The 19,336-nt window shown below is 72.5% G+C and carries 16 protein-coding genes; 9 read left to right on the forward strand and 7 right to left on the reverse strand.

Annotation, left to right across the window (positions count from 1 at the left end):
- The first annotated feature begins 59 nt into the window (after positions 1–59).
- Complete coding sequence (locus tag ACLJPL_RS13455; RefSeq protein WP_411081032.1) at positions 60–932, forward strand: DUF6924 domain-containing protein; 873 nt, start codon at positions 60–62, stop codon at positions 930–932.
- 300 nt (positions 933–1,232) lie between these two features.
- Here the strand turns inward: ACLJPL_RS13455 and ACLJPL_RS13460 are convergent, their stop codons facing one another.
- The 6 genes from ACLJPL_RS13460 to ACLJPL_RS13485 all read right to left on the reverse strand — a co-directional run bounded on the left by ACLJPL_RS13460 (position 1,233) and on the right by ACLJPL_RS13485 (position 7,118).
- On the reverse strand, positions 1,233–1,562 hold the full coding sequence (locus ACLJPL_RS13460; RefSeq protein ID WP_411081033.1) for a response regulator transcription factor: 330 nt from the start codon (positions 1,560–1,562) through the stop codon (positions 1,233–1,235).
- 271 nt (positions 1,563–1,833) lie between these two features.
- The gene (locus ACLJPL_RS13465; protein ID WP_411081034.1) at positions 1,834–2,913 is read right to left on the reverse strand and encodes a GNAT family N-acetyltransferase; all 1,080 of its coding nucleotides are present in this window, start codon (positions 2,911–2,913) and stop codon (positions 1,834–1,836) included.
- A gap of 546 nt (positions 2,914–3,459) precedes the next feature.
- Entirely contained in the window at positions 3,460–5,196 is a 1,737-nt protein-coding gene (locus tag ACLJPL_RS13470; protein WP_411081035.1) for a pyruvate, phosphate dikinase, read from the reverse strand.
- A gap of 104 nt (positions 5,197–5,300) precedes the next feature.
- A complete protein-coding gene (locus ACLJPL_RS13475; protein WP_411081036.1) occupies positions 5,301–5,933 on the reverse strand; it encodes a transcriptional regulator in 633 nt (210 codons plus the stop codon).
- A 230-nt stretch (positions 5,934–6,163) separates the two neighbouring features.
- Positions 6,164–6,292: a hypothetical protein gene (locus tag ACLJPL_RS13480; protein WP_411081037.1), complete on the reverse strand. Its 129-nt coding sequence runs from the start codon at positions 6,290–6,292 to the stop codon at positions 6,164–6,166.
- Positions 6,293–6,470: 178 nt separating this feature from the next.
- Positions 6,471–7,118 (reverse strand): LysE family translocator, encoded by a 648-nt coding sequence (locus ACLJPL_RS13485; protein WP_411081038.1) that lies wholly within the window; start codon positions 7,116–7,118, stop codon positions 6,471–6,473.
- 258 nt (positions 7,119–7,376) lie between these two features.
- On the opposite strand from ACLJPL_RS13485, the gene ACLJPL_RS13490 reads away from it, so the two are divergent.
- The 8 genes from ACLJPL_RS13490 (at position 7,377) to ACLJPL_RS13525 (ending at position 17,569) form a co-directional block, all read left to right on the forward strand.
- Positions 7,377–8,720 (forward strand): PLP-dependent aminotransferase family protein, encoded by a 1,344-nt coding sequence (locus ACLJPL_RS13490; protein ID WP_411081039.1) that lies wholly within the window; start codon positions 7,377–7,379, stop codon positions 8,718–8,720.
- Between the two features lie 328 nt (positions 8,721–9,048).
- Complete coding sequence (locus ACLJPL_RS13495; RefSeq protein ID WP_411081412.1) at positions 9,049–11,421, forward strand: M9 family metallopeptidase; 2,373 nt, start codon at positions 9,049–9,051, stop codon at positions 11,419–11,421.
- A 134-nt stretch (positions 11,422–11,555) separates the two neighbouring features.
- On the forward strand, positions 11,556–12,716 hold the full coding sequence (locus ACLJPL_RS13500; RefSeq protein WP_411081040.1) for an NAD(P)/FAD-dependent oxidoreductase: 1,161 nt from the start codon (positions 11,556–11,558) through the stop codon (positions 12,714–12,716).
- A gap of 87 nt (positions 12,717–12,803) precedes the next feature.
- Positions 12,804–13,109, forward strand: a complete 306-nt coding sequence (locus tag ACLJPL_RS13505) for a (2Fe-2S)-binding protein (protein ID WP_411081041.1) — start codon at positions 12,804–12,806, stop codon at positions 13,107–13,109.
- Positions 13,090–14,628: an FAD-dependent oxidoreductase gene (locus tag ACLJPL_RS13510; protein ID WP_411081042.1), complete on the forward strand. Its 1,539-nt coding sequence runs from the start codon at positions 13,090–13,092 to the stop codon at positions 14,626–14,628. The genes ACLJPL_RS13505 and ACLJPL_RS13510 overlap by 20 nt, the downstream gene beginning before the upstream one ends.
- A 152-nt stretch (positions 14,629–14,780) precedes the next feature.
- Positions 14,781–15,713: a dihydrodipicolinate synthase family protein gene (locus ACLJPL_RS13515; protein WP_411081043.1), complete on the forward strand. Its 933-nt coding sequence runs from the start codon at positions 14,781–14,783 to the stop codon at positions 15,711–15,713.
- Positions 15,714–15,758: 45 nt separating this feature from the next.
- A complete protein-coding gene (locus ACLJPL_RS13520; protein ID WP_411081044.1) occupies positions 15,759–16,760 on the forward strand; it encodes a proline racemase family protein in 1,002 nt (333 codons plus the stop codon).
- A 104-nt stretch (positions 16,761–16,864) separates the two neighbouring features.
- Positions 16,865–17,569 carry a GntR family transcriptional regulator gene (locus ACLJPL_RS13525; RefSeq protein WP_411081045.1) on the forward strand — a complete coding sequence of 235 codons (705 nt, stop codon included), beginning with the start codon at positions 16,865–16,867 and terminating at the stop codon, positions 17,567–17,569.
- 126 nt (positions 17,570–17,695) lie between these two features.
- Here the strand turns inward: ACLJPL_RS13525 and ACLJPL_RS13530 are convergent, their stop codons facing one another.
- On the reverse strand, positions 17,696–19,294 hold the full coding sequence (locus ACLJPL_RS13530) for a helix-turn-helix domain-containing protein (RefSeq protein WP_411081046.1): 1,599 nt from the start codon (positions 19,292–19,294) through the stop codon (positions 17,696–17,698).
- Positions 19,295–19,336: the final 42 nt, after the last annotated feature.

A 19,336-nucleotide genomic window follows, 5' to 3' on the forward strand; every position in this document is an offset into this window, starting at 1 on the left:
TTTCGGGGTGTAGTCGGCAGGCCCGTTAAGCAGACTCAGCGAGCACGATGGGGTTCTCCATGAAGCGTTCCAACTGGCCGCTCCTCACCGGCCGCACCCGGCCGATCAAGTTGAAGGAGTGGGGCGACCTGGCGGTCATGGACCCCGACGCCGGCGAGCGGCAGCCGCACGGACGCGGGCTCCTGGCGGCCGAGAGGGACTGGCTGCAGATCGACGGCGGAATCGCCTTCGAGAACCCCATCGTCACCCTGTACGCCGGAGACGACCCGGGAGCCGAGAGCGGCTGGGACGAGGTCGAGGAGATCACCGTGATCTCCACGACCGGCTTCCTCGCCCTGTGCGACAGCGGATACGAGCCGTTGCGGAGGGAGAACCTCGCCACCGCGGGCGTCGGCCCCTACCTGGTCCGCGTCCACGCCGACGACCGGTCGTCGGACGGGAAGAAGCCCCGTTTCCTCATCCAGGTCATCCCCGGCGACCGTACGGGGGACGAGCCCCGTCCGCCCTCCTCCACGATCGAGGAGTCCGGCGGTCCGCTCCTGGTGCGCACGTCCTTCGAACATTCGGACGAGTGGTCACGCCTGCTTCGGGCCCTCGAAGACAGCTCGGCGCACTACGAGTCGATCACCGTCGTCGACAACCGTGCCTACGCGGGTTTCACGGCGGATCAGATCACGGCGCGGATCGGGCGCGATGACGAGGACTGGCCCGACAGCACGCTTGTCCTCATCGCTGATGAACCGGCCCTGGCCTCGGCGGAGTTCCCCCTGCTGGCCGTGAACAACGTGCCCGACGATGACGACGGTCCGTTCAGGATCACCCTCGCGGCGGCCGGTTCCTTCGTCGTCAACCTGGAGCTGGCGAACACGAGCTTCGGCGACTGGGCCAGTGGTGTCGACGCGGACGGCGTCTACCGGGAAGAGCACTACTGACCCTGTGGTCCCGAGGGTCCCGGGTCTTGGGGGCCGGGATCCCGAGTCCCGGGGTCCCGAGTCCCGAGGTCTGGTTCGCCACGTCGTCCCGGCGGCCGCGCTCTCAGCCCCCGGGACGTGCCCGTGCCCTCGGCCCTCAGGACGTGCCCGTGCCCTCGGCCCTCAGGACGTGCCCGTGCCCTCGGCCCTCAGGACGTGCCCGTGCCCTCGGCCCTCAGGACGTGCCCGTGCCCTCGGCTCCTCGGACGCGATGGTGGTCCGTACCCGTTCCGCATGGGTACGGACCACCATCGGGCGTGCTCAGGCCCCCGGCGGGACGCCCGTCTCATGGCACTCGCACCGCAGATCGCCGCACAACGTCTCGTGGGCGAGCACGGCCAGCACCGCGACCTGAAGCCGCGTCTGCTGCTCCAACTTCTCCACTATCCGTGCGATGTGCGCCTTCACCGTGCGCTCCGCGATACCCAACTCCCGTGCAAGAGCCCGGTTTCCCACTCCCGTGCCCACGAGAAGAAGCACTTCCCGTTCGCGGTCGGTCAGCCTTTTGAGCTTCCATGAATCCCGTACTGGATGGGTGCCCATCCGCCGGTAGGCGCAGGCGTGGCCCACCGCATCGGACCGTTCGGTCATCCGGCCCTCCCTGACCGCTGCCTTCTCCCCCGGAAGACCCCCGTGGTCCTGGGCGCGGCGGCGATCTTTTTCAATCTAGCGGTTCGCACTGACACGCACGGCCTTGTTTCCATACGGTCGCGGAGCTGTTGCCCGGCGTCCGAGAGCGCCTCCGCGTTCGGGACCGGCGAGGGTGAGCACGAATCCGTGCGCCGGGCGGAATGCCTCGCCGATCTCGTAAGCCTTGTTCACAGGGACTGCGGGGCCGGGCCGTCGACGCAACCGCTGCCGCTCAGTCGTTCCCCCAGTCCCAGGCGCCGAAGTACGCGGCTTCGCCGGTGCGGCGGGCCTCCTCCACCGCGCCGAGGCGGGTGAAGTCACGCGGTGGCATCAGCGCCTTCCACTCGGCCAGGGACAGGACGCGGACCTCGTCGTGCTCCTGCGGGTTCAGGGCGATGCCCCGGATCTGCGCTGCGGTGAGACGGCCGCCGTCGAAGACCATCCCGATCGTGCTGTAGGGCCACTCGGCACCGGGCAGCCCGTACACGGTGGCCAGCAGCCGGGGCGGTCCCGACACGGTCAGGCCGGTCTCCTCCCGGCACTCGCGCACGGCCGTCTCCCAGGGCCGTTCGCCCTTGTCCATCGTCCCGCCGACCAACTGCCAGGGGTGGGCGGGGGAGTAGACGGAGTGCAGCTGGAGCGGCCGGTCGTCCTCGTCGGTGAAGTAGAGGCACGCGAACGCGGTCGCCTTGAGAACCGTCTCGGCGTACTGCTCGGGCGGCAGCCAGGCCGGGCTGTCCGCCGTGCCGCTCGCCGCAGCGGGCGCTGCCGGACGCGTCATCCGCATCAGCGCCGGGCTGCCCGTGAAGCCCAGCTCGCGGTAGAGCGGTTCCGCCTCCACGCCGGCATGGAGCTCGAACAGCGTGACGTGCTCGACGTCGGCGAGGTGGTCGAGCAGCGTGGAGACCACGGCCCGGGCGTAGCCGCGCCGCCGGAAGTCCGGGTGCGTGGCGACGACGTGCACCCGGGCGGCCAGGCCCCGGGGGTAGGCCGGGGCCGGGAGCACGGCATGGATCAGCCCGAGGGCGCAGGCGGCGACCGTGCCGTCCGGGGCGTCGACGACAAAGGCCCGCGCGTCTCCCGCCGGCGTCAGCCGGGGCGCCAGCTCGTCCGCGCACCGCCGGATCCACTCCTCGCTCAGGGGCGCGGACAGGACGTGCTCGGAGCGCATCCGGATGATGCCCTCGGCGTCGGCGGGCGCCGCCGCGCGGACCGGGAACCGCCCCGTGGCCGCCTGCGGCTCGGCCGTGGCAACGGCGGGGAGGATAGCGGTGTCGGTACCGGTGCCGGTGGGGGCCGTGTCGGCGTTCACGGGGGTGTCTCCTGTCGATGAGTCGATGAGAGGGGTGCGTCCTGGCGTACCCGTACGGTGCCCTCACGCCCGTCCGGGACGGACAACAGCCCGGCCAGCGCCTCCCGCTCCTGCGCGGGTGCCGGGTCAGATACCGTTCGGCGGCCCTGCGGAGGGGAGCGGCTGGGCGGTACGTCATCACCTCGGGAGAACGTGGGGTGGCGGAGGGCGTACGGGTTCGGCAGCGCGCCCGCAGCTGATCGGGCGTCCGAAGTGATGCTGGGGCGGCTCGTGCGCGCGTCCCGTGCTGCTCGCCGTCCGGCTCGGGGGTGGCCTGCCGGGACGGCAACTTCTCGCATCGTAAGGGCTGTTGGGCGCGCCTACGGTAGAAGCCCCTCGAACGGGTGACAGTCGCGCTCATGCGTCTTCCGCCCTCTTCCGCCTCAGGTCAGAGACACGGAGGCGGTGCAGGCCGGAGGGCAGGAGTTGGCCGGGCCCGGGGGAGGGCGGGGAGGGGCCGGTGGCCGGTGGGGAGGGGGAGGCGGGGAGGAAGGAGGGCAGCGGGCTTCAGCTCTCCCGCCCGTCCCCGGCGCGGCGGATGACGGCCTGGGCCGAGGCGAGGCGTTCGGCTTCGTTGCGGCCCGTGATCTCGTGGCCTGTGGTCCCGTCTCCCGTGGCCCGGTCTCCCGTAACCCTGTCTTCTGGGGTCTCGTCGCCCACCGCCCCGTCGCCCGGGGTCCCGCCGCCCGTGACGGCGTCGGCCCAGTCGAGCAACCGGTGCAGCTGGGGGTCGGTCGAGGACGTGGCGATGCGAGGCTCCCCGACGACGACCTCCCCGCCCGTCCCGTCGACGGCGATGAGGGCGCCTTCGCGCAGGGTCCGCCCGCCCGCCCGTACGCAGCCCTCGGCGGCGTCGACGGTGAGGCCCGCCGCGCCCACCACGGCGGGTTTCCCCATCGATCGGGCCACGACGGCCGCGTGACTGGTGGGGCCGCCGCGGGCGGTGACGACGCCGGTGGCGGCGGCCAGGCCGTGCATGTCGAGCGGCGAGGTCTCGGGGCGCATCAGGATGACCGGCCCTTTCGCGGCCAGCCGTACGGCACTGTCGGCGCTGGTCGCCACGCGGCCGACCGCGACCCCCGGGCAGGCGCCCAGCCCCCGGGTGAAGAGGTCGCGGGGGTCGATCGCCGTGATCCGAGGCGTGGTCACATGCGCGAGATGCCGCGGTGAGACGCGGAGCAGCGCCTCGTCGCGCCCGATCGTTCCCGCGTCGGCGAGGTCGACCGCCACCCGGACCGCCGCCCGCCCGACGAGCCGCCCGGGTCGCACCTGAAGAAGCCACAGTTCGCCCGCCTCGAAGGTGAACTCCACGTAGCACGCGTCGCGGTAGTGCTCCTCGAGCCGGGACAGGGCGGACATCAGCCGGGTCCACACCTCGGGTTCCCGGCCGGCCAGCTCGCTCAGGGGCTCGGTCAGCGATGTCCCCGAGACGACGTCTTCGCCCTGGCGGCCGAACAGGACCTCCCCGAAAGGGACATGCTCACCGGTGTTGGGATCACGGCTGAACCCGACGCCCGTTCCGCTGCGTCGGTCGCGATTACCGAACACCATCGCCTGTACGGTCACGGCGGTGCCCAAGTCGTGCGATATGCCGTGCAATTCGCGGTACGTCTTCGCGCGCGGGGTGTTCCACGAGGAGAAGACGGCCGCGACGGCCAGCTCCAACTGCCGGGCGGCGTCTTCGGGTACGGGCTCGCCGCCGTGTTCAGCGATGAGCCGCTCGACATGCCGGATCGCCTCGGAGAGACGGCTCGTTCCGGTGCCCCGTCCGGCGGGAGCGCGATCGATGGCCGTCAGGCTCGTGCGGCCCACGCCGGTGACCTCGGTGGCGAAGCTGGTCAGGAACCGCAGCCGCGAGTCGAGGGCGAACCGCAGGTCGCCCGTCTCGTCGGCCAGGGCGGTGGTCGCCTCGGTGGTGAGCCCGAGGTTGAGGACGGTGCTCATCATGCCGGGCATCGACACGCTGCCGCCGGAGCGGACGGACACCGCCAGCGGCCGCCGCGAACCGCCGAACCCGCGGTCCGTGGCGGCTTCGAGACCGGCTACGGCGGCGGCCAGTTGGGCGTCGAAGCCGCCGGGGGGCCGTCCGGTACGGAGGAAGACGCGGCACGCCTCGGTGCTGATGACGAAGCCCGGCGGCACGGGCAGTCCCAGACGGCGGAGCACGATGAGGCCGTGCGCCTTGCTGCCCAGGACTTCCGCCGTCTCCTCCACCTCGGCGGAAAGCGGGTGGATCCAGGTCATCGCGGTGTCATCTCCGTGTCGTCCGTGTCGCCTTCGCTGGTTCGGCTTTGCGGGCCCCGGCTCCCTGCGCGGCAGGCGTGGGCAGGTGCGGCCGAGGGGGCGGTTCAGTGGCGCGGGATGCCCAGGGTGACCAGCAGGTCCTCGTGCAGGTGGAACCACACCGTGTGGTACGAGGAGGTGCTGTCCGCCACGTGCTCCACGGACCCGGCCCGCGCCCGGGCGAGGGCGTCCGCGAGCCGGACGGGATAGCGCCGGAAGCGGAGCAGCGCCCCGGACAGCTCGGCGCAGACGGGCTCGGCACGCTGATGGAAAGCCGTGAAGCGGTCGAGCACCCGGGCGTCGTAGGCGGGGTCGCTGTGGTCGTTCATCGTCAGGGCGCCGTCCGTGGTGCGGGTCTGCCATGCCGTGCAGAGGTCGAGCAGCTCGGGGTTGAGCACCATGAACCGGTCGAACGCCGCCATCACCCGGCCCCGGGCCCCGGCGGCCGCCAGCTCGTCCGCGATCCGCTCGGCGTCCGCGGCGCGGCCCTCCTCCGTAAGTCCCCATCCGCCGAAGTCGCCCGAGGCGTGGGTGACGAGTCCGGCCACGGCGAGGTCGATCAGTTCCGATTCGACGTCGGACTCGGGGAGTCCCGCCGCCCGGGCCACCCCGGCGAGGCCGGAGAAGCCGATGCAGCGGAGCGTGTGCAGCACCAGCAGGTCGTTGCTGGTGGGGTGGGACACAAGGGACTGGCTCATGGTGCGGCACCTTCCTGTTCCGTTCACGGTCACCGCCGCTCAGCGCTCAAGATACATCAATCATCCCGATGTTGAGAACATGCGAATGGGGGCGGCCCGCAGTGCGGCAGGGCGAGGCGGGAGTCCGCTGTGCGGTCGGCAGGGAAGTCCGGTGTCCGAGGCGTGATCTGCGCCGGGGGCGTGATCGACACGGCCCCGGGTAACTGAGCGCATATGTTCAAGCATCGGCGTCAAAGAGTTGCGTGCGTACTGCTGGTCGGCTGGGCGGGACTGGCCTTCGTGGAGCGGTGGGCCGAGCAGACGTCCTGGTCGCGGGCCGTGATGCACGGCTTGGTGTGGGCGTGCGTGGTGGCCGGCACGTGGTGGTTCGCCGAGATGACCCAGGGGCGAGCGGCCCGAGCGGGGGAGTCCCGCAAACGCTCCCGAATCTGAGGCGACGTCTCCGGCCCCTGCCGGGAAAAGCCCTGCCCGCCGGGAAAGGCCCTGCCCGCAGCCAAAAGGGAAGGGGCAGGAGAGAAGAGGGCGATTGGCCGAGGCTCAGCTCGAACTGGCCGGTGTGGAGGTGTCCAGGGCCACCGATATGGCCAGCAGGCCGAGCGCCGTTCCCATCAGGTAGCGCTGCGCCTTGAGCCAGGAGGGGCGGCGGGCGAGGAAGACGGCGATGGCTCCGGCCGCCAGGACGATGCTCAGGTTGACGGTGAGCGCCACCACGATCTGGACGGACCCGAGCACGAAGCCCTGGAACAGCACGTGCCCCGCCTCCAGGTTGATGAACTGGGGGATGAGGGAGAGGTACATGATGGCGATCTTCGGGTTGAGCAGATTCGTCATCAGCCCCATCGTGAACAGCCTGCGCGGAGAGTCGTGGGGCATCTCCTGGGGAGCGAACACGGCTACGCCGCCCGGCCTCAGGGCGGTCCACGCCAGATAGGCCAGGTATCCCGCGCCGGCCAGCTTCACCGCGACGTACAACTCGGGGACGGCGATGAAGACCACCGACAGTCCGAGGTTCGTCGCCAGCAGGTAGACCAGGAACCCCACCGCGACGCCGCCGAGGGACACCACTCCGGCGCGCCTGCCCTGTGTGATGCTCCGGGAGACGAGATAGATCATGTTCGGGCCGGGGGTGAGCACCATTCCCAGGGCGACCATCGCGACCCCCAGCACTCCCGTCAGCTCCACCATGGCTCTACGTCGCTTTCTGTTCGGCAAGACGGTCGGTCAGGGCAATTCGAGTGTAAGTTCCCTCGTTGCTCGGTTCAATGCCGCACATTGATCTCGGTGCAATGTTGTGCTTCGATGGCGCTGAGTACGCGGTCGGCCCGATACGGAGATCGGTCCGGGAATCGATCCAGGAATGGGTCCAGGAATCGGTCCGGGAACGGTGCCGGTCGCGGCCGGGAACGGGGCCGGGCACCGGCCAGGTGCGGGAGGCGAGGGCTCGTGAAGGACTACCGGAGCGTCGCCGACGCGGTGGCGAAGGAGATCGGGGCGGGCCGGCTCAAGGCCGGCGACCGGCTCCCCACGCAACGGGAGTTCGCCCGGAAGTACGGCATCGCCCCGTCCACCGCCACGCGCGTCTATCAGGAGCTCGCCCGCCGGGGCCTCACCGTGGGCCATGTGGGCCGCGGCACTTTCGTGTGCGAGGCTCCGGGCGCCCCGGCCCCCGCCCCGGCGCTCTCCGAACCCGCCGACAGCCGCGTCGACCTGGAGCTCAACTACCCGGTGGTGCCCGAACAGGCCGGGTTGCTCGCGGCCGGGCTGGGCCGGCTGCTGCGCCCGGACCGGCTGGAGCCCGCGCTGGGCCCGGTCGGGGCGGTGGGCACCCCCGCCGCGCGCGAGGCCGCCGCCGATCTGCTCGCGCGGGGCGGCTGGAGTCCCGGACCGGAACGCGTCCTTTTCGCCGGGAGCGGCCGCCAGGCGATCTCGGCGGTCGTCGCCGCGCTGACCCGGCCGGGCGCGCGGCTGGGCGTCGAGGAGTTGACGTACCCGGTGCTCAAGGCGATCGCCACCCGGCTCGGCGTCACCCTGGTCCCGCTGGCCATGGACGCGGACGGGCTCGTCCCCGAGGCCGTGGAGGAGGCGCACCGCACCGAGCCGCTGCACGCCGTCTACGTACAACCGGTCCTGCACAACCCGCTGTCGCTGACCATGCCCGCGAACAGGCTGGACCACCTGGCCGACGTGCTGCTGAGGTGCGGGATCCATGCGATCGAGGACGCCGTCTGGGCCTTCCTCAGGGACGACCTGCCGCCCCTCGCGTCGCGCGCGCCCGAGCGGACGGTACTCGTCGACAGCCTGTCCAAGCGGCTGTCCCCGGGGCTCTCCCTCGGGTTCGCCGTGGCCCCCGCCGCCGTGACGGGCAAGGTCGCCGCCGCGCTGCGCTCGGGAGGCTGGACGCCCATGCGGTTCCCCCTGGAGGCGATGGCCCAGTGGCAGGCGGACGGGGCTGTGGCCGCGTTGGTGCGGGCCAAGCAGCGGGAGGCCGGGGTGCGGCAGGAGATCGCGGAGGGCCACCTCGGTGACTTCGTGACGCGCGGGGCCGCCCGTTCGTACTACCGCTGGTGGGAGCTGCCGCGCCCGTGGCGCGCCGACACCTTCGTCGCCGCCGCGGCACGGCACGGCATCGCGGTGACCCCGGCCGCCGCGTTCGCCGCGGGCCGTCACCGCGGGCCGCACGCGATCCGCATCGGCCTGGCCTCGCCCACCGCGAAGACCCTTTCCCGGGCCCTCGCGACCCTCGGCGACCTCGCCCGCTCCGCCCCCGACGACCTGGCCCAGGACTGAGAGACCCCACGCAGACCTGGCCCAGGACCGAGAGGGGTCCCTCGGGGCGGTGGGGCGAAGGGCGCCAGGTCAGGGATCGAGGAGCGGGCGGACAACTGACCGGAAGGTCACCGGCAACTGACCGGCAGTCGACATTCTGTGCGTGCGTCGCCTTCTCAAAAGTTGTGCTGTGTGAAATTGTACTGTCGCATAGCACCCTGCGTGTCCATGTCAATCACATGGATGGGCGGGTGCCGCTCCGCCATCCCCACCCCGTCCCATCCCACCCTCATCCCCCCACCCGCATGGGGTGAGCCTTCAGAGGAGGCAGCTGGTGAGACCAGCTTGGATGCGTCAACGCGCGGTCAGCCTGGCCGTGTTGACGCTCTGCATGTGCCTGGGCCCGATATCGCTCGGCGCCCCGTCGTACGCGTCCGCTCCGCCGTCCCCGTCCGCCGGTGCGTCTTCGTCGGCCGACGCGATCGTTGCGGACGCCCCGGCCCCTTCGGCCCACAAGTCCACCCTCTCGTCCCCGACTTCGCCATCGTCGGACGGCGACGGGGAAATCCCGCCCGCCGCCTCCCTCCGGCCGGACGGCGCGTCCGAGCCCGAGCCCGAGCACGTACGTGACACGCCGCTGCCGGTCGACGAGCGGGGCCCGGCCCCGGCGTCCGACGCGGCGCACAGGCGCGACTACGACCGGCCCGCCGAGAGCCCCGGAGCCGCTGCCACCGCCGCCTGCGATCCTGCGGACTTCACCTCCCGTACCGGAAACGCCCTCGTCCAGCAGATCAAGGCGTCCACCACGGCCTGCGTCAACACGCTGTTCGGCCTGAGGGGCGAGAACGCGCGCCTGGCGTTCCGTGAGGCGCAGATGGCGACGGTGGCGTACGCGCTGCGCGACGCCTCGGCCTCCTATCCGGGCAACGGGAGCACCGGCGTACCGCAGTTGGTGCTGTACCTGCGGGCCGGGTACTACGTGCAGTGGTACAACGAGTCGACCGTGGGGCCGTACGGGCCGCCGCTCACCACCGCGATACGGTCCGGGCTCGACGCGTTCTTCGCCTCGCCGCGCTCGCGCGATGTGACCGACGCCAACGGCGAGACGCTGTCCGAAGCGGTCATCCTCATCGACAGCGCCCAGGAGAACGCCCGTTATCTGGGCGTGGTCAAGCGCCTGCTCGCCGACTACGACAGCTCGTACAACGGGCTCCGGCACATGCGCAACGCCGTGAACAGCACCTTCACCGTGCTCTTCCGGGGGCATCAACTCCCGGCGTTCGTCGCGGCGGTCACGGCGGACCGGTCCACCGCCGACGCGGTCCACTCCTTCGCCTCCCGCCACCTCTCCCTGCTGGGCGCCGACCATGCGTTCCTCGTCACCAACGCGGGCCGCGAACTCGCCCGCTTCCTGCAATACGGGGCCCTGCGGCCCACGGTCCGCCCGCAGGTCAAGGAGCTGCTCGACCGGACGTCCATCACCGGCGCGACCGCGCCCCTGTGGGTGGGCCTGGCCGAGTCGGCCAACTACTACGACGCCGGCAACTGCGCCTACTTCGCGACCTGCGACCTTCCCGACCGCCTGGACAGGGCGGCCCTGCCGGTCAGGCACGACTGCAGCGGCAGCCTGCGCATCCGCGCCCAGGAGATGTCGGCCGCCCAACTCGCCTCCACCTGCACCAGCTTGGCGAACCAGGACGCGTTCTTCCACGACATCGCCCGCGCGGACGGGCCGGTGGCCGGAGACCGCAACACCCGACTTGAGGTCGTCGTCTACAACTCCAGCGGCGACTACGGGACATACGCGGGCGCCATGTTCGGCATCGACACCGACAACGGCGGTATGTACCTGGAGGGCGACCCGTCCGCCGCCGGCAACCAGCCGCGCTTCATCGCGTACGAAGCCGAGTGGCTCAGGCCCGACTTCCAGATCTGGAACCTCAACCACGAGTACACCCACTACCTCGACGGCCGCTTCAACATGGCCGGCGACTTCGCCGCCGGGATGGGCACCCCGACCGTCTGGTGGGTCGAGGGATTCGCCGAGTACGTCTCCTACTCCTACCGGCGACTCTCCTACGACGCGGCCCTCGCCGAGGCGGGCAAGCGCACCTACCCGCTGAGCACCCTGTTCGACACCACCTACGACAACAGCGACAGCACGCGGGTGTACCGCTGGGGCTACCTCGCGGTCCGCTACATGCTCCAGTCCCGCCGTACGGACCTGGACACCGTCCTCGGCCACTACCGCACCGGCAACTGGAACGCGGCCCGCACCCACCTGAAGTCCACCATCGGCACGCGCTACGACGCCGACTGGAACGCCTGGCTCACCGCCTGCGCGGCAGGCGACTGCGGCACCGCCACCCACCCGCCCAACCCGCCGGGCCTGCCCGAGTGCACCCTCCCCGAAGCGACGCGGCTCGATCGGAACTGCGCGCGCTCCGGAGTGTCGGCCCGGGCGGGCGACTACGCCTACCTCACCCTGTACGTCCCCGCCGGTACGCCGCAGTTGCGCATCCGCACGCACGGCGGCACGGGCAACGCCGACCTCTACCACCGGGCCGGTTCCTGGCCGTCGAAGACCTCCTACGCCCACCGGTCCGCGGGGCCCGGCAACACCGAGACGGTGACGGTGGCTTCGCCCGCCGCCGGCTGGCACTACGTCTCCATCGCCGCCGAAGAAGCGGTCTCCGGACTCGTGGTCTCCGCCGAGTACTGAGCCGGCCGGTGGACGCCTGCTGCCCGTCGCGGGTCCCGGGGGAGCAGGCGTCCGACCGTCCGATCCGGCGGAAAGGAGGTCTTGGCAGCCTCTGCGTTATGTGACATGTTACTGCCGTGCTCAAGGGAGAGTCCGTGGATCTCGTCGTGATCGGCGCCGGAGTCGTCGGCGCCGCGTGCGCCTATTACGCCGCTCGGGCCGGTCTGTCGGTGGCCGTGGTCGACCGGGGGCCCGTCGCGGGCGGCACGAGTGGCTGCGGTGAGGGCAACCTCCTGGTCTCGGACAAAGGGCCCGGTCCGGAGCTGGAGTTGGCGCGGATGTCGCTGGCGCTCTGGAGTGAGCTGGCGCAGGAGCTGCCCGCAGACGTCGAGTTCGAGGCCAAGGGCGGACTCGTGGTCGCTGAGGACGCCCAACAACTGCGATTGCTCGGCGAGTTCGCCGCAGCGCAGGCGCGTGCCGGTGTGGCGGTGGGGCAAGTGGACGCCGATGCCCTCCGCGACCGGGAGCCGCATCTCGCTCCCGGCCTCGCCGGAGGGTTCCACTACCCGGAGGACGCCCAGGTCCAACCGGCCCGTGCCGCCGCCCACTTGCTGGAGCACGCCGGACGCGCGGGTGCGCTGGTCTTCCTGGGGGAGGAGGTCACGGAGGTGACGCTCACCCCGCGCGGCCGGGTGAGCGGGGTGCGGACCTCGCGCCGCCGACTGGCGGCCGGGGCGGTCGTGAACGCGGCCGGCACCTGGGCGGGCCGGATCGCCGAACTGGCGGGCTCCTTCCTGCCTGTCCAGCCTCGACGCGGCTTCGTCCTCGTCACCGAACCCCTGCCCCCGCTGGTGCGGCACAAGGTATACGCCGCCGGATACGTCGCCGATGTGGCCAGCGGAGGAGCGGAGTTGCAGACCTCGCCCGTCGTGGAGGGGACGCCAGCGGGCCCGGTCCTCATCGGCGCGAGCCGGGAGCGCGTGGGGTTCGACCGCCGGATCTCCCGCGAGGCCGTCCGGCGACTGGCCGCCGCCGGGACGGGGCTGTTCCCGGTCCTGTCACGGGTGCGTGTCGTCCGGGTGTACTGCGGCTTCCGCCCGTACCTGCCCGACCACCTGCCGGCGATCGGCCCCGACCGCCATGTGCCCGGGCTCTATCACGCCTGTGGGCACGAGGGCGCGGGGATCGGGCTCGCTCCGGCGACCGGGCTGGTCATCGCCCGACAACTCACGGGCGCGGAAACGGGGGTTGACGTGAAGCCGTTCGACCCGGGGCGGTTGGCGGGACCCGCCGACGCGCGACCGGCTTCCGCGTGAGAACTCCCGTACGGGACCTTCTGACCGGGCACTCGCGTGCGACGGCTTTCCTTGCAAGTTCCCTACGAGAAAGGAGGCCGGCGGTCCATGCGACGCAGAGCCGAACCGCCCGCCGAGGCCGGGTCCGTCCGCTTCGCCTTCGACGACCGTGCCGTCGCCGCCCGGCAGGGGCAGAGCATCGCGGGCGCGCTGTGGGACCACGGCATCGTCGCCTGGCGCACCACGCGCGGCGGCGGACGGCCGCGCGGCGCGTTCTGCGGCATGGGCGTCTGCTTCGACTGCCTGGTCACCGTCAACGGCACCCCCAACCAACGGGCCTGTCTCGTCAGGGTGTCGGACGGAGACGTGGTCACCTCGCAGGAAGGACACGGACGTGACGATCTCGGCATCTGAGGGGCACGACCTGGCCGTCGTCGGCGCGGGCCCCGCAGGTCTGGCCGCGGCCGTCACCGCCGCGGACGGCGGCCTGGACGTCGTGCTCGTCGACGTCTCGGAACGCCCGGGCGGCCAGTACTTCCGCCGCCCCGCCCCCGGCCTCGCCCACCGGGGGCGGCCGGTCCACCACCGGCGGGCCGCCTTCACCGCGTGGTCCGCCCGCTTCGCGGCCCACGTCCGGGAGGGCGGGATCACACACCTCCCGCGACGCCAGGTATGGACGGTCGAGGGCGGTGACCCGGCCCCCGGGCGGCAACGCTGGACGCTCCACCACGTCCCGGTCGACGGCGCGCCCGGTGGAGGCGTTCGCGTCACGGCGGCCCGCTGCCTCCTGCTGGCGACCGGCGCCTATGAACGTCAACTGCCCTTCCCCGGCTGGACCCTGCCAGGAGTGGTCGCCGCCGGAGGCACGCAGGCGATCCTCAAGGACTCCCTCGCGCTGCCCGGGCGGCGCATCGTCGTGGCCGGCAGCGGCCCGCTCCTGGCGGCGGTCGCCGTCTCCCTGGCGGAGGCGGGCGCCGACATCCCGGTCCTGGCCGAGGCCGCTTCGTACGCCGGTTACGCCGCCCGGCCCGGCGCCCTCGCCCGCAACCCGGCCAAGGCGGCGGAGGGGGCCCGGCTCGCGATGGGCCTCCTGCGGCACCGGATCCGGCTGCGCACCCGCAGCGCGGTCGTCCGGGCGCACGGCACGGACCGGGTCGAGGCGGTCACCCTCGCCGCCCTCGACCGGGACTGGCGGCCGGTGGCCGGGACCGAGGTGCGCATCGCGTGCGACGCGCTCGCGGTCGGCCACGGCCTCGTCCCGCAACTGGAACTCGCCATCGGTCTCGACTGCGCGCTGCGCACCGCGCCGGACGGAACGCCCGCCGTGGTGGTCGACGAACGACAGCGCACCGATGTCCCGGGAGTGTGGGCGGCCGGTGAGTCCACCGGCATCGGAGGCGTCGAACTCGCCCTGGCAGAGGGCCGTTCGGCGGCCCTGGACATCACGGACTCCATCGACGGGAGCGCGGCGGTCGGGAGCCGCACCGCCCAGCCCGTCCACACCGCCCAAGCCGTCCACACCGCCCAAGCTGCGCAGGCCGCCCACACCGCCCACACCGCCGAAGCCACCCGGCTGCGGGCGGTCGTCGGCCGGCAACGCCGCTTCGCCGACCTCATGGCGGCCGTGCACCGCCCGGGCGCGCGGTGGCCGCAGTGGCTCACCGAGGACACCGAGGTCTGCCGCTGCGAGGAGGTCACGGCCCACGAGCTGCGGCAGGCCCACGAGTTGGGCGCGCGGGACACCCGGAGCGCCAAACTGCTCACCCGGGCCGGCATGGGCTGGTGCCAGGGGCGCATGTGCGAGTCGGCCGTCGCGTGCCTCGCGGCCGGTGACGACGGTTCCGCCCCCCTCTCCCCGGCACGTCGGCCGCTCTCCTGCCCGGTGTCCCTCCAGGATCTCGCCGGCCCCGCCCCCGGCACCCCGTCCGGCTGACCGCACCCTCACCCGCCCCTCAGCGCCCCAACCCGCCCGACACCCGCACCGCCGCCCCCAACCCGTAGCGGCCACGCACCGACAGCCCCACCTCCACCTCCACCCCCACCCGCGCCCCTCCATCCGTACAACCGCGATCCCAGGAGGTCACCATGTCCCCAACTCCCGCCCGCACTCAGCCCCGTACCCACTCCCGTACCCGTCCCTGGCACGGCGTCATGGTCGCCACCACCCTGCCCTTCCGCGACGACCACTCCGTCGACTACGACGCCTTCGCCGCTCACGTCCGCTCCCTCCTCGAAGCGGGCTGCGACGGCGTCGTGCCGAACGGTTCCCTCGGCGAGTACCAGACCCTCACCGACGACGAACGCCGCCGGGTCGTCGAGACCGCCGTCGACGCGGCGGGCGACGGGGCCCGGGTGATGCCGGGCGTCTCCGCCTACGGCAGTGCGGAGGCCCGGAGTTGGGCGGAGCAGGCGGCGCGGGCCGGGGCCGGCTCCGTACTGTTGCTGCCGCCCAACGTCTACCGGGCCGACGCGGAGGCCGTACGCGCCCACTATGCCGAGGTCGCCCGCGCCGGGCTGCCCGTGGTCGCCTACAACAACCCGTACGACACCCGCGTCGACCTCACCCCCGATCTGCTCGCGCAGCTCCACGAGGCCGGGGACATCGTCGCCGTGAAGGAGTTCACCGGCGATGTGCGCAGGGCCTGGGAGATCGCCGAGCGGGCCCCCGGACTCGACCTGCTGATCGGGGCCGACGACGTCCTGCTCGAACTGGCCGTCGCGGGAGCGGTCGGCTGGATCGCCGGGTTTCCCAACGCCCTCCCCGGCTCCTGCACCGCCCTCTACCGTGCGGCGGTCGCCGGTGACCTGGACACCGCCGTACCCCTCTACCGGCGTCTTCACCCGCTGTTGCGCTGGGACTCCCGGACCGAGTTCGTCCAGGCCATCAAGGTGTCGCAGGACGTGGTGGCCGACGGGAGCGGCGGACCCTGTCGGCCTCCGCGCACCCCTCTCTCCCCCCAGGACGGCTCGACCGTACGGGCGTTGACCGAGAAGCTGCTCGCCGAGGGCCTGGACTGAGGCAGCGGAGCCACCCCCCCCGTCCCACCACGAAGGAGCAGCGTTGTGCGCAGCCGTCGCACCGTCCACGCCGTGGACTCCCACACCGAGGGCATGCCCACCCGCGTCGTCACCGGCGGGATCGGAGCCGTACCCGGAGCCACCATGGCGGAGAGGCGCGCCTACTTCCAGGAGCACCTGGACCACCTCCGCACCTGGCTGATGTACGAGCCGCGCGGCCACGCGGCGATGAGCGGGGCGATCCTCCAGCCGCCCACCAGGCCCGACGCCGACTGGGGCGTGCTGTTCATCGAGGTGTCCGGGCTGCTGCCGATGTGCGGCCACGGCGCCATCGGGGTCGCCACCGTGCTCGTCGAGACCGGCATGGTGACCGTGACCGAACCCGTGACCACGGTCCGGCTCGACACCCCGGCGGGACTGGTGGTCGCCGAGGTCCGCGTCGAGGACGGCGCGGCCACCGCCGTGACCCTGCGCAACGTCGCCTCCTTCACCGTCGCCCTGGACCGGCGCGTCGAGGTGCCCGGCTACGGCGAGGTCGCCTACGACCTCGCCTACGGCGGCAACTTCTACGCGATCCTTCCCCTGGCCCGCCTCGGCCTGCCCTTCGCCCGCGAACGCAAGGACGACATCCTGCGGGCCGGACTCGACCTGATGGCCGCGGTCAACGCCGCCGAACCGCCCACCCACCCCGAGGACAGGACGATCACCGGCTGCCATCACGTCCAGCTCCTGGCCCCCGGCTCGACCGCCGTACGCTCCCGCCACGCCATGGCCATCCACCCGGGCTGGTTCGACCGTTCGCCGTGCGGCACCGGCACCTCCGCGCGCATGGCCCAGCTCCACACCCGGGGCGAACTGCCCCTGCACCAGGACTTCGTCAACGAGTCCTTCCTCGGTACGTCGTTCACCGGCCGGCTCGTGGAGGAGAGCCGGGTCGGGGGTGTGCCGGCCGTCGTCCCGACCATCACCGGCCGCGCCTGGATCACCGCGACCTCGCAGTTCCACCACGACCCCGGCGACCCGTTCCCGGCGGGATTCCTGCTGTGACGGGCACGGGACCAGGGCCTTTCGCGGGTGAAGTGCCTGGGCGAAGATCCTTCGGGTAACGTGACATTGCACTGATACGCACACCCGAAGTCCCGGAGGACGCCGTGGTCACTCTGCAATCGCGCAAACTGGTGTCGCCCACCGAGAATCTGCGCGACCAGGTGGCCCATGCGCTGCGCGCCGCGCTCATCGCGGGGGAGATCAAGCCCGGCGGCGTCTACTCCGCGCCCGCCCTCGCCGCGGAGTTCGGCGTCTCGCCCACCCCGGTGCGCGAGGCGATGCTCGACCTCGCCCGTGAGGGCCTGGTCGAAGCCGTACGGAACAAGGGCTTCCGGGTGACGGAGATGACCGAGCGGGACCTCGACGAATACACCGAGATCCGTACGCTCATCGAGGTGCCCACGGTCGGCAAGGTGGTCCGGACCGCGACGCGGGAGCAGTTGGAGGCCCTGCGTCCGGGGGCCGAGGCCATCGTGGCGGCGGCCCGGGGGCACGATCTCATCGGCTACCTCGACGCCGACCGCCGGTTCCATCTGGACCTGCTCGCCCTCGGCGGGAACCAGCACCTCGTGTCGGTGGTCAGCGACCTGCGCAAGCGGTCCCGGCTGTACGGTCTCACGGAGCTCGACGAGGCCGGGGTGCTCGTCGACTCCGCCGAGGAGCACGTACGGCTCCTGGATCTGATGATCGCTCAGGACGCGGCGGCGGCCGAGGCGTTGATGCGCCACCACCTGGAGCACGTGCGGACCCTGTGGGCCAGCCGCCCGCAGCCGGAGAAGCGCAGCGCGCTGACCCTGAACCGCGTCTGACTCCGAACCACATCTGACTCTGAATCGCGTCTGATTCTGAACCGTGCCTGACCCTGAACTATGCCTGACTCTGAACCGTGCCTTACCCCGCGCCCCTCCTCGAAGTCCCGCGTCTGGTCCCCACGTTCAGCGGCAGAGCAGCGCCGCCTTCAGGTCCAGCTTGTGGTCGAGGCGGGCCAGGTCGCGGCCGGTGAGCAGCTCGACGCGCCTGATCCGGTAGTGCACGGTGTTGACGTGCAGGTGCAGCGCCTCGGCCGTCCGCGCCCAGGAGCCGTTGTGCGCCAGGAAGGCGTCCAGGGTCTCCAGGAGCATCCGGTGGGAGGGGTTCGTGGCATCGGCGAGCGGGCCGAGCGCGTGGATGCCGAAGGCCGTCCGGACGTCGCCGGGGACGCCCGAGAGGAGGGCGTCCAGCGTGGTGAGGTCCTCGATCGCGGTGAGGTTCGCGCTCCCTGCCCTCCCCGCAGCCGTCAGTGCGTAACGCGCCTGCACCAGCGCGCCGTTGAGACCTTCCGGGGTCGCGGCCGGAGCGCTGACACCGCCGTACGGGAGGGCGGCTCCGTCGCAGGCGTGCAGCGCGGGCCAGAGGTCCTTGAGGGCGGCGACCACGGCATCCGGAGAGCGCGCCCCGGCATCCCCGGCGATCACCGCCACCGCCCCGCCGTCCCCTGACGCCCCGCCCCCCGACGCCCCGCCCATCGCCGACCGCCCGATCGCGAACCGGTGGCCCGTGAGGTGGCGCAGAGCCTCCTCCAACGCGTCGGCCCCCGCCGCCGCCCCGCCCTCCTCCGCCCCCGCGGAGACCACGACCACCGTGTACGGGCCCTGCTCCGGCAGCCCGCAGGCGCGCAGCGCGGCCGGAAGGGCGGCGGGCCCGGGGCCCGGGGCGTCGATGAGGGCCAGGAGCTCCGTCACCGGGCCACGGGCCGCGGCCTCGCGGCGGAGCTGCCCCTGCCGGTGCTGGGCGAACACCTCGGCTATCTCGTGCAGCATGCGCGGCGGCACCTCCACGGCGCCGGGCAGGTGGAGGTACCACTGGCCGTACGGGGAGGCGTCCGGGTCGACGCCCAACGTGGTCGCGGGGGCCGGGGCGGCCGCGAACGGCGTGGCGGCCCTCAGCCGCCGGGCCGCCCGTGACGCGGGCAGGGGCGGGGCGAGAGGCGTACGGGCGATCGTGCGGCCGGTGGCGCTGAGCACGTAACAGGGCGGGGCGCCCACGTGGTCGAGCGCGCGGGTGAGCAGCGTGTCCGGGTCCGCGCCGGCCGCGCCGTCCGCGAGGAGCCGGCTGAGCTCGCCCCGCACGTTCTCCGGCAGCGCGTAGTGGTCGGCGGGCCGCCTGCTGAGGTCCCCCCACTGCCGCAGGTACACGGTGTCGGTGATGGCCCGGAAGGAGGTGTGCACCGGCACGGAGAGAATCGCGATGCCATGGCGGCGGCACGCCTCGACCAGCGCCTCCGGAACCGTCCCGTGCGTCTCCTCGCCCGCCAGCAGAGCCGCCGCGCCCGCGTCGTGCAGGGCCGCGACGAACCGGTCCGCCTTCGCGCCGTCGTCCGCCGCGCTCCACCACACCAGGCCGCTGAGCACGATCTCGCCCCGCTGGAGGAACCGTCCCGGGTCCTCCAGGTCGGTCGCGGTGACCCCGCTGATCTCCCGGGCGAGGAGCGGCGGTCCTCCCCAGAGCAGGGTCAGGTCCAGGGACTCCAGTCGGAGGAGGTCTTCGACGTGCATGGGCGGTCTCCTAGGGCCTGCCGGGCACCGCACCCGGCATCT

Source organism: Streptomyces sp. cmx-18-6 (genome assembly GCF_046548915.1).
Taxonomy (GTDB): domain Bacteria; phylum Actinomycetota; class Actinomycetes; order Streptomycetales; family Streptomycetaceae; genus Streptomyces.